A 14,335-nucleotide genomic window follows, 5' to 3' on the forward strand; every position below is an offset into this window, starting at 1 on the left:
GTTTTTCATGAACAAAAGAATATTTCTTATAGCTGTCTTTACTTTCTTAATCCCTTTTACTTCAAATGCTGATAATAAGGAAGATAGCAATGATATAGTTGAATATGATTATAGTTTTCCTACAAGTATTGATGAATTTGATGATTCTATTTTGACCAATTCATCTCAAAAGTTCTATTACGATGATGACCTTGAGGATCAAATCAATGTTAGTAACTATGATAATGCAGATGTTTTTGTAAATGGTAAAGCTGCAAAATCTAATGATGAGGCTAAAGAGCTTATTCAAGAAGGAAAAAATTCTGTAGACATTTTAAATGTAAAAGAAAAAGTCGACGTAACGATTAAATCTGGAAAGGAAGAAAAAGGCTTTAGTAAGATAGATAATGAATTGGATGAAAAAGTTACTGATCTGATGGAGACACTACTTGATGAAGAAGTAAAGGAAAATTTTTCAGGAGGTCAGATTAGCGTAATTAGAGATAATGAAGAAATATATGATTATAATTTTGGATATGTAAATAATTTTTATAAAAATGGAGAAGCCATACCATTGGATGAAAGAGTTGAAGTTGATGAGAATACTTTATTTGATCTTGCAAGTAACACTAAGATGTATGCCACAAATTATAGCTTACAAAAGTTAGTTTATGAAGGAAAAATCAACATTGATGATAAAGTATCTAAGTATTTTCCAGAATTTAAGGATGACGAAAAAAGTCCCATAAAGGGTAAAAATGAAATGACCATTAGGGATATACTCAGACATCAAGCTGGTTTTCCTGCAGATCCTCAATACCATAATAACAATTATGACAAGGATGATGGTAATATCAATGGGGTCAACGATTTATTCTCCCAAGACAGGGAAAAAACATTGGATATGGTAATGAGAACACCATTATCATATGAGCCAGGTTCAAAGTCAGTGTATTCGGATGTAGATTATATGCTCCTTGGATTTATAGTAGAAAAAGTCACAGGGCAAAGATTAGATAATTATTTTAATGAAAATTTTGCTAAGCCATTAAATCTCAGATATACTCTATTTAATCCTTTAGAAAATGGATTTAATAAAAATCAGATAGCTGCAACTGAATTAAACGGAAATACAAGAGATGGAGCAGTTGATTTCTTAAATATTAGAAAGGACACCATCCAGGGTGAGGTTCATGATGAGAAAGCTTATTATTCTATGGGTGGAGTAAGCGGTCATGCAGGATTGTTTTCTAATTCTCGAGAATTAGCAAAACTTGCAAATATTATGCTAAATGAAGGTTGGTATAAAAATATTAGATTTTGGGATAAGAAAACTCAAGATGAATTCACTAAGGCAAGTGAAGTTAACCCATCTTACGGTTTAGGTTGGAGGAGGATGGCTGATGGCAAATATGCTTGGGCTTTTTCTAACCTAGCAAGTTCGAATACAATTGGACATACTGGCTGGACAGGTACTCTTACAGTTATAGATCCTTTGGAGAGAATGACCTTCGTTTTATTAACAAATAAAAAGAATGGTTATGTGTTAGATAATAAAGAAAATCCTAATTATTTCTATACCGATGCTTCTATGAGTGGAGGTTATGGTGCAGTTAGCACTCTAATTTATAAATCTCTCCAAGATAATTCAAAAGAGCTAGTTATGGCTCTAGCAAATGAATTACAGATTGGACAAGAAAGAATGCTAAAAGATAGGGAAGGTTATCTTGAGGAGGCTGAACTAAATGATTATCAAGCTATAAAAAATACAAATCAAATAATTAAAGACAAATACCAAATTGCAAGCGAAGATGGTAAGAGTGTTGATGATAATAAAGCTGATTATGATATTTTAGAAAATACTTACAATGAATCAAAGTTTGCCGAAAAATCCAATCCTAAAACAGGAATTAATGGCTTAATACCATTAGTTGGACTCGCAATTTCTTCAGCTTTTGCCTATAGGAAAATAAAGAGATAATTATGCTTGGTTTTTCTTTATATTTTGATAGGGACTTTGATTTAGAAAATGAAATAAGTAAGTATGAGGGCTTTGATATTTTATTTACTTCGATTCATTATCCAGATGAAGATAATACTTTCGAAAAGTTCTTGGACCTTTGCGATAAATCCATTGACAAAGACTTTAGGATTTGCGTCGATCTAAATAAGAATGTCCTTAGTAGGAATTCAAAACTTATGGATATGGACCTTATACTAAGGCTTGATTATGGTTTTACCACCAAAGAGATAGCTGAACTAAGTAAGAACAATAGAATTTCAATAAATGCTTCTACAATTGATAGGGAATATTTAGATGAAATTTTAGCTTTCGGAGCGAATACGGATAATATCCTAGCCATTCACAACTACTATCCTCTTGAATTTACAGGTCTGGGAGGAGATTATCTTAAGAAGAGAAATAATCTATTTAAATCACTAGGAATAGAGGCTATAGCCTTTGTACCTGGTAGTGAGAACTTGCGTGGTCCAATTTATAGGAGCCTACCAACCCTTGAAAGTCAGAGACTTAAATGTCCTTACCTAAGTTTTGTAGAACTTAATAGAAAATACGGGATGGATTCTATAATAATAGCCGAAGGAGTTGATGATAGAAATATTTCCTACATTAGAGATTTTCACAAAGATAAAAAGATAAGTCTTAAAGTTAAGATGAATGATGAATTTAACTATATAAAAGGCTTTAAACAAAGGATGGATCTTAGCGAATATATCCTAAGAAATGAGAGAGAGTATAGGAAGGTGGAAGCGGCTTCTTCCTTCTATGCTAAAAGAGGAGATATACTAATCCTAAACGAGAAGGCCGGAAGATACAGCGGAGAGATTGAAATTTGCAAGAGAGATTTAGGTCCTGTAGAAGAGAGAAATCTTATCGGCGAAGTGGATGCTAAACACATTGAATTAATTGATTATATAAAAGGAGGTGATGAGATTGTCTTTAACAGAAGATAGAAATCCCCAAAGCGCAAACTTAGACCTGAAAAGTGTTAGAGAGATATTGGAGATTATTAATAAAGAAGATAGGACGATTGCAGGAAGTGTTGGGCAATCCTTGGAGGATATTGAAAAGCTTACAGAAGAAGTAGTAAAGACTTTAAGAAATGGTGGTAGACTATTTTATCTAGGAGCAGGAACTAGCGGAAGGCTTGGAGTTCTCGATGCATCTGAGACTGTCCCAACCTTTTCTGTAGATCCAAAGCTTGTAACAGGTCTTATTGCAGGAGGAGACTATGCCCTCCGTCATCCTATAGAAAACGCTGAGGATAGCTTAAATTCAGGAGAAGAAGATTTGATTAAGGAAAATCTTACGTCCAAGGACTTTGTTATAGGAATTGCCGCTAGCGGTAGAACCCCTTACTGTATAGGAGCTGTTGAGTATGCCCAAAAAATCGGTGCCAAGACTGGATCTATCGCTTGTAACAAAAATGCCCTCATTTCTAATCACGTGGATTATCCAATAGAAATAGAAACTGGAGCGGAAGTTCTTACAGGTTCGACTAGGATGAAGGCAGGAACTGCAACTAAAATGGTTCTCAATATGATATCGACTACAGCCATGGTTAAGATTGGCAAGGTCTATGATAATCTTATGGTTGACTTAAGGCCGACTAATGAGAAGCTTATAGATAGGGCGAGAAAGATTATAGTTGAAGTAACAGGAATTTCCTACGAAAGGGCAGGAGAAATATTAGAAGAAGCTAATAGAGAAGTAAAACCTGCAATAATAATGGCAAACAAGAACATAAGTTATGAGAAAGCCCTAGAGATATTAAAAATGAATCAAGGCTTTATAAGAGAGGATTTGTGATATGACAAACAATGAATTAGCCAAATTATTGATAGAAGATTTTGGTGGATCAGGAAACTTAAGAGAAGTCATCAATTGTATGACTAGAGTTAGGGTAAAAGTAAATAACCCCGACCTAATTTCTTATGAAAAAATCAAATCAAGAGAGGGAGTTCTTGGCCTTGTAGAAGGAGAGCAAGTCCAAGTGATCCTAGGACCAGGCAAGAGCGAGAAGGTAGCACGAGCTATGGCAAGTCTATCAGATAGTCACTTTAGCGAGGAAACTGATAAGGAGAAACTTCAAAGGCAAACTCAAGAAAATAAAGAAAGCTATAAAGCTAAGCAAAAACAAAGCGGATTCAAGAATTTTACATCAAGTATTGCTTCAGTCTTTGTTCCACTAATTCCGGCCTTCGTTGGGGCAGGACTTATAGGTGGTGTCGCCTCAGTCTTACAAAATATGGTAACAGCAGGTAGTTTAAATCAAGAATCTGTGGCAACTTTAATTCAAGTTCTAAATATTATGAAAAACGGCCTTTACGCTTACCTAAATATCTTTATAGGTATCAATGCGGCGAGAGTCTTTAAGGCAAATCAAGGTTTAGGTGGAGTAGTTGGAGGAATGGTCTATCTTACTGGAATGAATCCAGATATGCCAATAAATAATATTTTCCTAGGAACACCACTTGCTGCAGGTCAAGGAGGAGTAATTGGTGTATTAGTTTCAGTATGGATTTTATCCAAGATTGAAAATGCCCTCAATAAGGCTGTGCCAGATTCTTTGGATATTATAATTGTTCCAGCGATCTCACTAATCATTGTAGGATTACTTCATATGTTTATCATTATGCCACTAGCAGGACTTATCTCTAATGGGCTAATTGGATTTATCGATGGAGTTATCAATATAGGTGGACCAATATCTGGATTTATCCTAGGGGCCTTATTCCTTCCAATGGTAATGCTAGGCCTTCATCAAATACTAACACCAATCCATGTGGCTATGATTGAGTCACAAGGAGCAACCTATCTTCTTCCAATTCTTGCTATGGCAGGGGCTGGTCAAGTTGGAGCAGCTCTTGCGATTTTGGTAAAGTGTAAGAATAATAAGCAAATTCAAACCATAGCCAAGGGTGGACTTCCAGTTGGAATTCTTGGAATTGGAGAACCATTAATCTACGCCCTAACCCTACCAATGGGTAAGGCCTTCATCACAGCTTGTATTGGTGGTGGAGTTGGCGGTGCTGTAATTGGTCTAATAGGATCTATCGGAGCTACAGCCATAGGACCTTCAGGAATTGCCCTAATTCCGCTTATTTACAACAATAGATGGCTAGGATATCTTGCTGGACTTATTGCAGGATATGTGGGAGGTTTTGTAGCGACTTACTTCTTTGGTATTGATGAAAAATATATAAACGGAGCAAGTCTCGATAATTCTAACAAGTTTGAATTTAAATAAGAAGTTTACTAAACCACGGAGGGCTTTCCTTGCCGTGGTTTTTTACTGGATAAGTGTAGGCTCTTCATATTGATAATTAACTATTAAAAGATATAGTTATTATAACAAGCTTAAGGTAGGAAGAGATGGCAAATACAAGTAACTTTACTGAAGATAAAAATTTTTTCATATTGAATTCTATGGATGATTGGGTTAGGATTGTCGATACAAACGGCGAGACTATCTTTATTAATGATGTCTTTAAAGAAGCTTGTGATATGTCATCTGAGCTAAAAAACTATGTAGATGAGTCTACTTCTTTTCTTCTAGGAGATAGGAATGAAGCTGTAAGAAACACTACCATGATCGAAGAAAAGCTTATAGATGAGAGATACTTCTCCATCAAGTCTTCCCCAATCTACAATGGAGATGAGTTTTTGGGGATTGTGGAAGTATATAGAGACATCACCCGTGAAAGCCTTATGAAAATTGAGCTTTTTAATAATAATAGAAACATGCTTGATGATGTAAGATTTGTAAAGAAGATTCAATCGAACATCCTTCCTAAGGATAAGACTTATGGCAAGCTTAATTTAAAGAGTAAGTATATACCAAGTGATGAGCTTTCTGGAGATTTCTTTGACCTGATCAAGATCAAGGAAGGAAAGTATGCTCTATATATAGCAGATATTATGGGACATGGTGTCAAGGCTTCGATAATGACTATGTTTATCAAGGTCACTATGAATGCAATACTTGACAAGCACCCTGACTATTCCTCATCAGAGATTTTATTTAAATTAAGGGAGAAGTTCGCAAAACTAGGCATGGAGTCAAGTCAATATTTTACAGCTTGGCTTGGAATATTTGATGTGAGAAAAGATTCCCTAACATTTTCCAATGCTGGTCACAACTGTCCTCCCCTTTGGTATTCCAAAAGGAATGAAGAGGTAACTTATCTCTTGGCAAGCGGTAGGATGATATCAAATATTATCGAGCCAGACAATTATGATGAAAAGACTGTAGAATTAGAAAATGGAGATAGGCTCCTTCTCTTTTCCGACGGGGCCATAGAGACGAAGGATGAGAAAAGATGTGAGTATGGACTTGAGAGACTAAGAGAAAACTTCGCAACCTACCACGACCTAGAAGAAAGCTACAGGGATATCAAAAACTTTACCTGGGGTAAGCAGGAAGATGACCTAAGTCTTGTCCAAATCGAATATAAGGAGAAATAATGAAAAAACTAAATTCATATATAGACCACACTAATTTAAAGCCAGAGGCACAAATTGACGAGATAAAGACCCTTGTCGATGAAGCTGTTGCAAATGATTTCTATAGCGTATGTGTAAATTCTACTTACGTAAAAGACATCAAAGCTTACAACGAAGACGTACGAATAGCTGCAGTAGTTGGCTTTCCACTAGGAGCTATGGTTACAAGGGCCAAGACCTATGAGGCAAAATGCGCCGTAGAAGATGGAGCAAGCGAGATCGACATGGTTATTCCAATCGGAAGACTCAAGGATAAGGATTACGCCTATGTCCTAGAAGATATAAGAGCTTGCAAAGAAGCTATAGGGGGAAAGATACTTAAGGTAATTATTGAAACTTGCCTATTAACTGACGAAGAAAAAGTTAAGGCCTGTGAGCTAGCTAAAGAAGCTGGAGCAGATTTTGTAAAGACTTCTACAGGTTTTTCTACTGGAGGAGCCTTAGCCTCTGACGTAAGTCTTATGAAAAAAACAGTTGGAGATAGGTTAGAAGTTAAGGCAAGCGGCGGCATCCATACTAAAAAAGAAGCGATGGAGATGATCGAAGCTGGCGCTAGTAGGATTGGTGCGAGCAAGTCAATAGATATTTGTAAGGAGTAAGTATGGCCAATGAAGTCATGATGCAGTCTTTCGAATGGGATACGGACGGATCGGGAGACTTTTATAAAAAACTAAAAAAAGATGCCAAAACATTGAAGGAAAATGGTATAGATGGCTTGTGGCTTCCACCAATGACTAAGGGTGGAAGTGATATGGATGTAGGCTACGGGGTCTATGACCTTTGGGATCTAGGTGAGTTTGACCAAAAGGGAACTATTAGGACCAAATACGGAACAAAGGAAGAGCTTCTAGATGCTATCGATTCCTTAAAGAAAGCTGGAATCAAATGCTATGCTGATGTCGTCCTAAACCATAAGGGAAATGCTGACTTTAAAGAAGAATTTAAGGCAGTTATGGTCGATCAAAACAATAGAGAGCAAGACGTATCAGGAGAGATGGACATAGAAGCCTGGACCGGTTTTGACTTTAAGGGAAGGGCTGGTAAGTATTCTGATATGGTTTGGCATTATTATCATTTCTCAGGTGTGGACTATGACGTAAAAAGTGATACTTCGGCTATATTTAGAATCCTAGGAGATGGAAAATATTGGGACGAAGATGTATCAGGAGAGAAGGGCAACTTCGATTATCTTATGAATTGTGATATCGACCACGACCACCCAGAAGTAAGGGAAGAGATTTTCAAATGGGTCGACTGGTTCATCGACGAGACCAAGGTCGATGGCTTCAGATACGACGCCCTAAAGCATATCTCGTCTAACTTCATCCACGACCTATCAGACCATATAATAAATGAAAAGGGCGAGGAGAACTTCTATCTCTTTGGAGAATTCTGGCAACATAACAAGGAAGAAATCGCCAAATACCTCGAAACTACAGACTATAACATAGACTTATTCGATGTTCCCCTACATTTTCATATGCAAGAGGCAAGCAAGTCCATGGGTAACTACGACATGAGAAAAATCTTCGATAATACAATCGTGGCAGACTTCCCTGCCCAAGCGGTGACCTTTGTAGATAACCACGACAGCCAACCAGGCCAGTCGCTTGATTCTTGGGTTGAAGATTGGTTTAAGGAGATTGCCTATGCCATGATCCTATTCAGAAAAGACGGCTATCCATGTATCTTCGCAGGAGACTATTATGGACTAATAGGAGAGGTAAAGACCGAGGCCAAATACGATCTAATAAATAATATGCTCAAGGTCAGGAAAAATTATAACTACGGCGAGGAAGACAATTACTTCGACGACCCTTCAGTAATAGGCTGGGTCAGAAGAGGAGATGAAGACCATAAGCCACTTGCTGTTCTAATTTCGATCAAAGACATGGCTGAAAAGCAAATGTTTGTGGGAGAGAGCGAGGCGGGAGCGACTTATGTGGACCTTTCTGGCAAAAACGAGGATATCACAATTGATGAAAATGGAAATGGAGTATTCACTGTAGGTCCTGGGGCTGTAACCTACTGGGCCAACAAGGAAAGCTTATGAAATATTACGCAGTAAAAAGAGGAAGGAATCCTGGGATATATACATCCTGGGATTCTTGTCTTAAGGAAGTAAAGGGATTTTCCAATGCTAGCTACAAGTCCTTTAAGAAAAAGGAAGATGCTATAGCTTTTATGGAAGATAAACAAGAGACGATTGAAGTAGACGATGAAACAATAATAGCCTATGTGGATGGATCTTATAATCTAAAGGAGAAGATCTACGGGGCAGGTGTTGTCTACATAAGTAAGGACGGAGAAGAAGAGCTCTACGAATCCTACACAGATGACTTCTACAAGCATAGAAATGTAGCAGGAGAGGTTAGGGCAAGTGAGCTTGCTATAAAAAAGGCCCTAGAAGAGAAAAGAAAAAAAATAATAATCTATCACGACTACCAGGGGATTTCCTCCTGGGCCAATGACGAATGGAAGGCCAATAACGCGCTTACTATTTCCTACAAGAACTTTGTAAAAGAAGCGAGAAAGAGTCTAAAGATAGGCTTTGTCAAGGTCAAGGGTCACTCTAATGATAAGTACAATGACTGGGCAGATAGGCTCGCTAAAAAGGGTGCCCTAGTTGAATAAGGGTAAATAAAAAGTAAAATAAATTTAGGGAAATGAAGTTCTTCCCTATAAAATAAACGCTATAAGCTGATGACTTCTACTTAAGAGTAGGGCCATCAGCTTTTTTAGGAGGAAAAATGTTAACAAATATCGGAATTATAATAATAGCGGGTCTTATCGGATCTAAGATTTTTTCTAAAATTAAACTTGCTCCCATCTTGGGTATGCTTATAGGAGGAATTATAATAAGCCCCAATCTCTTGGGACTAGTGAGTGGAGATATAGGAGCTCTTTCCAAGGACTTAAGGCAAATTGCCCTAGTTGTAATCTTATCAAGAGCAGGTCTTAGCTTATCTTTTGATAGATTAAAAGAAGTCGGCCTTCCTGCAATCCTAATGACCTTCCTTCCAGCAAGCTTTGAGATGGCTGCTATAACATTTCTTGCAAATAAAATCTTTAACCTTCCCTATATCGACAGTGCAATCCTTGGAGCTGTCCTTGCGGCAGTATCTCCTGCCATAGTAGTGCCAAGGATGATAAGGCTTATAGAAGAAGGCTACGGAGAAAATAAGAAAATCCCCGAGATAATCCTTGCAGGCTCTTCCATAGATGACGTCTACACTATAGTGTTTTTTACAGTTTTTCTTAATCTAAAACTGGGAGGTCAAGCTTCTATAGGAAGTTTTCTAAATATTCCTATATCAATTATTACAGGAATTCTTTTTGGAATCATACTAGGATATATCCTTGATATAATTTATGCAAAGATAAATTTGGGCAAAATTTATAAGGTGATAGTCCTTATGGGCCTATCATTTTTTATCTTAGAAATAGAGAACTTAAGCAAGGGCTATATAGCCTTCTCTGCCCTTGTGGCTATTATTTCTATGACTATGACGATTAAAAAGCTCGACCAAGACCTTGCAGATGAGCTTTTGGATGTTTATGGAAGCCTTTGGGAGCTTTTTGAGATCTTCCTCTTTGTCCTAGTGGGAATTACCGTAGACCTTTCTATAATAGGAGAAGAAATTCTCCCAGCCCTTCTATTAATCACAGGAGGACTAATATTTAGGATGCTTGGAGTCTACTTGGCTCTTCTTCCTTCAAATCTTGAAAAACGTGAGAAGATATTTTCAGGTTTCGCCTACCTACCAAAGGCCACAGTCCAAGCAGCCATAGGACCGGTCGCCCTAGGATATGGGATTGCAAGCGGCAAGCTGATCCTTGCCATATCAGTAATAGCAATCCTCTACACAGCGCCTCTTGGAGCCATACTTACAGATAAGACCTACAAGAGATTACTGAAAAAATCCTAAATATAATATTTAATAAATAATATTATCCTAGGAACTAGGAAAACAAAAGGGCGGGAAATGGTAAATCCTGCCCTTAGCTTCTGGTAGAAATTTAATTTAGAAAATTTAATTGAAATAAATTTTTAATCAAGGTCCTTAAAATCAATCAAGTAGTTATTCATTTTGCTTAGTTCCCCGATATCAACAGTAATCTGTATGCTATTTATTTTATCTTTTGCAAAGTCTTCCTCAGAGTTGGCACCGAGGACAAAATCAAATTTTATACCTTCCTTGCCTAGGAAATTTAATAGGCTCATGCTTATTAGGGAAAAGTGGCTCTCGTATAAAAATATAATTTTATCATCTTTAACCATTATTTCTAACTCATCAGGATCTACTCCATTAAACTTTATTAGCCCCCTTATATGATTTATATATTTATCTATCATCTAAACTCCTTTGTTAAATAAGTTTTGGATGAAATCATTGTACCAGTTAAGACACTAAATAAAATCTAATACAAACGAAGGATTTGTAAGCATAAAAAAGCAGAAGATCGGATCTTTAATCTGATCTTCTGCTTATTATCCCATTATTTTAAGCTTAATACTTTCAATTTTCTCCCAAAAATCTCTTTAGGAACTCCTTGGTCCTGTCGTGGTCTGGGTTTGTAAATATTTTTTCTGGAGTGCCGTCTTCTAGGATGATTCCTTTGTTCATGAACAAGACCCTGCTAGAAACGTCTCTTGCAAAGTCCATCTCGTGAGTTACTACGATCATGGTCATCCCGCTTTTGGCAAGCTTGGTCATTACATCTAGGACCTCTCCTACTGTCTCTGGATCTAAGGCACTTGTTGGCTCATCGAAAAGTAGGAGATCAGGGTTCATGCAAAGGGCACGGGCTATGGCTACCCTTTGTTGTTGGCCACCGGAGATTTGGCTAGGCTTGGCGTTGACATAATTTTGCATATTTACGCTTTCTAGATACTTTCTAGAAATTTCTTCAGCTTCATTGTGATTTCTGCCTAGGACCTTTATTTGTCCTAGCATACAGTTTTCAAGGACGGTCTTGTTTGCAAAGAGATTGAAGTTTTGAAATACCATGCCAACCCTGGACCTATATTTTCTTTGGTCGAACTTATGGTCCAGTATATTGTCGCTCCTGTAGAGGATCTCGCCACTTGTAGGAGATTCCAAGAGGTTAAGGCAGCGAAGGAGGGTCGACTTACCAGACCCAGAAGATCCTATTATAGATACTACTTCTCCTTCATTTACCGCCATATTTATATCCTTAAGGACTAGGTTGTCCCCGAATTTTTTCTCTAAATTGTTTACTCTAATTATCTCAGACATTGTTTGCTCCTGTTGATGATTCCATGATAAAGTCAGTATCCCTAAATCTTCTTTCAAGGACAAGAAGGATTCTCGTAATAGTGAAGGTTAGGACGAAATAAATCACTGCTGTTATCAAGTAGGTTGGGAAGTATTGGTAGGTTGATCCTGCGACAGACTTACTCATGAAGAATAGCTCTGTTACAGAAATTACGTTAAGGACTGATGTATCCTTGATGTTTATTACAAACTCGTTTCCAATAGAAGGAAGAATTGTAAGGATTGTTTGAGGTAGGATTACGTGAACCATAGTTTGGAAATGGGTCATGCCTATAGCTTTGCAGGCTTCAAATTGTCCCTTGTCAATCGAATTGATTCCTCCACGGACTACCTCAGATAGGTAGGCTCCTGTATTGATTGAAACGATTAGGATTGCTGCAAACATAGTCGATAGGTCGATATCGAAATATTGCTTAAGTCCGTAAAAGATGATTACAGATTGAACCATCATTGGGGTTCCCCTAAATATTTCAACATAAGCTCCCAAGATCCAGTTGATTATTTTATGGAGATAGTAGGTAAAGGCATTGTCATCCTTTTTGACTTCCATTCCTCTAATAACTGCAACCAAAAGACCTAAGAGGAAACCTAGGATTGTAGAAACTATGGCTATGATTAGGGTATTTACCACACCCTTTAGGAAAAGAGTAGAGTAGGTCGCCCAAATCGATTTAACTTCATCGATAAAGCCTGCGCTTTCTTCCTCATCTGCAGTAAGCTTGGTCATTACTCCCATAATCTCTTCTTGTTCCTTTTCTATATCCATAGATGAAAGAACCTTGTTCACTTCTTCTGTAAGAGGAGAATTTTTGGCAATCCCTACTCCTACTGTTGTATCTTCATCCTTAGTCTCAAAGCCATTTGCCTCGTCAAATGTTATATAGGTAAGTTTTGGGTTGGCAGCCACAGCAGATTCAGCTCCAGCTTCTTCTGAGATATAGCCATCAATAGTTCCTGCATTTGCAGCAGCAATCATTGTAGGGAAGGAGTCCATGGACTCTTGTTTATTAACACCTTCCATTTGATCTATCATAGCTACGTGGAAGGTCCCTAGTTGGGCGGTAATCTTTGCTCCTTCAAAGTCATTAATAGACTTAGCGTCCTTATACTTTGAGTCCTTTTGGGTAACTACAACCATCTTTGCATGGTAGTAGGGAACAGAAAAGTCGATTTGCTCGAGCCTTTCAGCGGTTGGGCTCATACCAGCTACTATTGCATCGATCTTGCCACTAGTTAGGGCAGGAATTAGTCCGTCCCATTCGATCTTGTAGATTTCAAGCTTCTTGCCTAGGCCATCGGCGATCTTTTTGGCAAATTGAACGTCATAACCGTTGGCATATTCGCCCGGGGAGTTGGCTACAGGATAGCCTCCATTCTCATCACTTACTTCAGAGAAGTTAAAGGGAGCGTAGTTTACTTCCATGCCCACTCTGAATGTGTCTTCTTCGCTTGCATTAACCTGGCCAAGGGGCGTAATGATTAGGATAAGTGCAAGGATAATCTTTACTAGCTTTTTCATAATAATTCCTTTCTTAATAAATTTGATTGTAAAATAAAAGTCCTTACTGCTCCAAACGGAAGCAATAAGGACGAAAATTCGCGTTACCACCTTAATTTTAGCTCATCTCACGATAAGCTACTCAATAAGTACAATCATACTCTCTTGCTATAACGGGCAAGTCCCGCTGTCAGATCAAATATCCCCGACAAAACTCAAAGGCTTTTTTCACCAAAATTCAAAATCTCCATTCACACCAGCCAGGATTCTCTTTATTCTAAAATCTTTGGTTACTCCTCTTATCACTGTTGTTGCTTATATATTACACTCAAAAAAATATAATGTCAAATTTATTTTTGGGGTAAAGTGGTATAGAGGTTAATATGAATATCAAAGACAGACAACTAGAAATTATAAGAATCTTACAAGACAGGACCAGCCCTATATCTGGAGGAAGCTTAGCAGAGAAATTCGGCCTAAGTCGCCAGGTTATAGTCAAGGATATCTCTATCCTTAAGGCAAGTGGATATCAGATAAAATCAAACAACAAAGGCTATTGGCTTAGCCAATCTTCGAAGATACAATTTATCATAAAATGCTCCCACAGTGATGAAGAGATAGGAGATGAGCTAAATACCATAGTAGATAGGGGAGGAGAAATCCTAGATGTCTTCATCAACCACTTTACCTATGGATTAATCAATAAAGAATTAAATATAAAATCAAGAAAGGGAGTGGATATCTTTATCAAATCAATAGATGAGGCAACGCCCCTAAAAAATCTCACAGAAAATATCCACTATCACACCATAAGGGTGGATAATGAATTCGCCAAAGAAAGTATAGAGGCTAAGCTTAGGGAAAAGGGGATTTTAATAGACAAAGACCTATAAGAAAATCTTACCGTCAAAAAGCCTATACCCTATTTAGTCACAAGTGTATTAAAATCGAGTAAAATAGGTTATAATTGTAATGAGCGGAGGTAAAAAGCTAGACCTTTCGACTTCGCTATTGCTCCGCTCAAGGAAGTCC

The 14,335-nt window shown here is 37.6% G+C and carries 13 protein-coding genes, 1 riboswitch and 1 other annotated feature; of the genes, 10 read left to right on the forward strand and 3 right to left on the reverse strand.

Annotated elements, in window-relative coordinates; translation table 11 throughout:
- The first annotated feature begins 7 nt into the window (after positions 1–7).
- The 9 genes from pbp4b to RCH56_RS00670 all read left to right on the forward strand — a co-directional run bounded on the left by pbp4b (position 8) and on the right by RCH56_RS00670 (position 10,434).
- Positions 8–1,960 carry a penicillin binding protein PBP4B gene (gene pbp4b / locus RCH56_RS00630; protein WP_306483055.1) on the forward strand — a complete coding sequence of 651 codons (1,953 nt, stop codon included), beginning with the start codon at positions 8–10 and terminating at the stop codon, positions 1,958–1,960.
- A 2-nt stretch (positions 1,961–1,962) separates the two neighbouring features.
- Positions 1,963–2,952 (forward strand): MupG family TIM beta-alpha barrel fold protein, encoded by a 990-nt coding sequence (locus tag RCH56_RS00635; RefSeq protein WP_306483057.1) that lies wholly within the window; start codon positions 1,963–1,965, stop codon positions 2,950–2,952.
- Entirely contained in the window at positions 2,927–3,808 is an 882-nt protein-coding gene (gene murQ, locus RCH56_RS00640) for an N-acetylmuramic acid 6-phosphate etherase (RefSeq protein ID WP_306483058.1), read from the forward strand. The genes RCH56_RS00635 and murQ overlap by 26 nt, the downstream gene beginning before the upstream one ends.
- Before the next feature lies 1 nt (position 3,809).
- The gene (locus RCH56_RS00645; RefSeq protein ID WP_306483059.1) at positions 3,810–5,249 is read left to right on the forward strand and encodes a PTS transporter subunit EIIC; all 1,440 of its coding nucleotides are present in this window, start codon (positions 3,810–3,812) and stop codon (positions 5,247–5,249) included.
- Between the two features lie 125 nt (positions 5,250–5,374).
- Positions 5,375–6,466 carry a SpoIIE family protein phosphatase gene (locus tag RCH56_RS00650; RefSeq protein ID WP_306483060.1) on the forward strand — a complete coding sequence of 364 codons (1,092 nt, stop codon included), beginning with the start codon at positions 5,375–5,377 and terminating at the stop codon, positions 6,464–6,466.
- Positions 6,466–7,104 carry a deoxyribose-phosphate aldolase gene (gene deoC, locus RCH56_RS00655; protein WP_306483061.1) on the forward strand — a complete coding sequence of 213 codons (639 nt, stop codon included), beginning with the start codon at positions 6,466–6,468 and terminating at the stop codon, positions 7,102–7,104. The genes RCH56_RS00650 and deoC overlap by 1 nt, the downstream gene beginning before the upstream one ends.
- A 2-nt stretch (positions 7,105–7,106) precedes the next feature.
- On the forward strand, positions 7,107–8,558 hold the full coding sequence (locus RCH56_RS00660; RefSeq protein WP_306483062.1) for an alpha-amylase: 1,452 nt from the start codon (positions 7,107–7,109) through the stop codon (positions 8,556–8,558).
- On the forward strand, positions 8,555–9,139 hold the full coding sequence (locus tag RCH56_RS00665; protein WP_306483063.1) for a ribonuclease H family protein: 585 nt from the start codon (positions 8,555–8,557) through the stop codon (positions 9,137–9,139). Before RCH56_RS00660 ends, RCH56_RS00665 begins: the two co-directional genes overlap by 4 nt.
- 19 nt (positions 9,140–9,158) lie before the next feature.
- Positions 9,159–9,225, forward strand: a riboswitch (Fluoride riboswitch).
- Between the two features lie 30 nt (positions 9,226–9,255).
- On the forward strand, positions 9,256–10,434 hold the full coding sequence (locus RCH56_RS00670) for a sodium:proton antiporter (RefSeq protein ID WP_306483064.1): 1,179 nt from the start codon (positions 9,256–9,258) through the stop codon (positions 10,432–10,434).
- A gap of 122 nt (positions 10,435–10,556) precedes the next feature.
- Here the strand turns inward: RCH56_RS00670 and RCH56_RS00675 are convergent, their stop codons facing one another.
- The 3 genes from RCH56_RS00675 to RCH56_RS00685 form a co-directional block, all read right to left on the reverse strand.
- Entirely contained in the window at positions 10,557–10,862 is a 306-nt protein-coding gene (locus tag RCH56_RS00675; RefSeq protein WP_306483065.1) for a hypothetical protein, read from the reverse strand.
- A 163-nt stretch (positions 10,863–11,025) separates the two neighbouring features.
- Complete coding sequence (locus RCH56_RS00680; RefSeq protein ID WP_306483066.1) at positions 11,026–11,766, reverse strand: amino acid ABC transporter ATP-binding protein; 741 nt, start codon at positions 11,764–11,766, stop codon at positions 11,026–11,028.
- Positions 11,759–13,324 carry an ABC transporter substrate-binding protein/permease gene (locus tag RCH56_RS00685; protein WP_306483067.1) on the reverse strand — a complete coding sequence of 522 codons (1,566 nt, stop codon included), beginning with the start codon at positions 13,322–13,324 and terminating at the stop codon, positions 11,759–11,761. The genes RCH56_RS00680 and RCH56_RS00685 overlap by 8 nt, the downstream gene beginning before the upstream one ends.
- 63 nt (positions 13,325–13,387) lie before the next feature.
- Positions 13,388–13,618: a binding site (T-box leader), on the reverse strand.
- 68 nt (positions 13,619–13,686) lie between these two features.
- On the opposite strand from RCH56_RS00685, the gene RCH56_RS00690 reads away from it, so the two are divergent.
- The gene (locus RCH56_RS00690) at positions 13,687–14,196 is read left to right on the forward strand and encodes a transcription repressor NadR (protein WP_306483068.1); all 510 of its coding nucleotides are present in this window, start codon (positions 13,687–13,689) and stop codon (positions 14,194–14,196) included.
- Positions 14,197–14,335 lie beyond the last annotated feature (139 nt).

It is taken from the genome of Anaerococcus sp. (assembly GCF_030825785.1).
In the GTDB taxonomy this organism is placed as follows: Bacteria; Bacillota; Clostridia; order Tissierellales; family Peptoniphilaceae; genus Anaerococcus.

What these genes read in the sequence shown, in the direction of transcription:
- RCH56_RS00650 (WP_306483060.1), top strand. Translation starts at nt 5,375, where the DNA reads ATGGCAAATACAAGTAACTTTACTGAAGATAAAAATTTTTTCATATTG.
- RCH56_RS00635 (WP_306483057.1), top strand. Translation starts at nt 1,963, where the DNA reads ATGCTTGGTTTTTCTTTATATTTTGATAGGGACTTTGATTTAGAAAAT.
- RCH56_RS00675 (WP_306483065.1), bottom strand. Translation starts at nt 10,862, where the DNA reads ATGATAGATAAATATATAAATCATATAAGGGGGCTAATAAAGTTTAAT.
- RCH56_RS00690 (WP_306483068.1), top strand. Translation starts at nt 13,687, where the DNA reads ATGAATATCAAAGACAGACAACTAGAAATTATAAGAATCTTACAAGAC.
- RCH56_RS00680 (WP_306483066.1), bottom strand. Translation starts at nt 11,766, where the DNA reads ATGTCTGAGATAATTAGAGTAAACAATTTAGAGAAAAAATTCGGGGAC.
- RCH56_RS00665 (WP_306483063.1), top strand. Translation starts at nt 8,555, where the DNA reads ATGAAATATTACGCAGTAAAAAGAGGAAGGAATCCTGGGATATATACA.
- RCH56_RS00660 (WP_306483062.1), top strand. Translation starts at nt 7,107, where the DNA reads ATGGCCAATGAAGTCATGATGCAGTCTTTCGAATGGGATACGGACGGA.
- pbp4b (WP_306483055.1), top strand. Translation starts at nt 8, where the DNA reads ATGAACAAAAGAATATTTCTTATAGCTGTCTTTACTTTCTTAATCCCT.
- deoC (WP_306483061.1), top strand. Translation starts at nt 6,466, where the DNA reads ATGAAAAAACTAAATTCATATATAGACCACACTAATTTAAAGCCAGAG.
- RCH56_RS00645 (WP_306483059.1), top strand. Translation starts at nt 3,810, where the DNA reads ATGACAAACAATGAATTAGCCAAATTATTGATAGAAGATTTTGGTGGA.
- RCH56_RS00670 (WP_306483064.1), top strand. Translation starts at nt 9,256, where the DNA reads ATGTTAACAAATATCGGAATTATAATAATAGCGGGTCTTATCGGATCT.
- murQ (WP_306483058.1), top strand. Translation starts at nt 2,927, where the DNA reads ATGAGATTGTCTTTAACAGAAGATAGAAATCCCCAAAGCGCAAACTTA.
- RCH56_RS00685 (WP_306483067.1), bottom strand. Translation starts at nt 13,324, where the DNA reads ATGAAAAAGCTAGTAAAGATTATCCTTGCACTTATCCTAATCATTACG.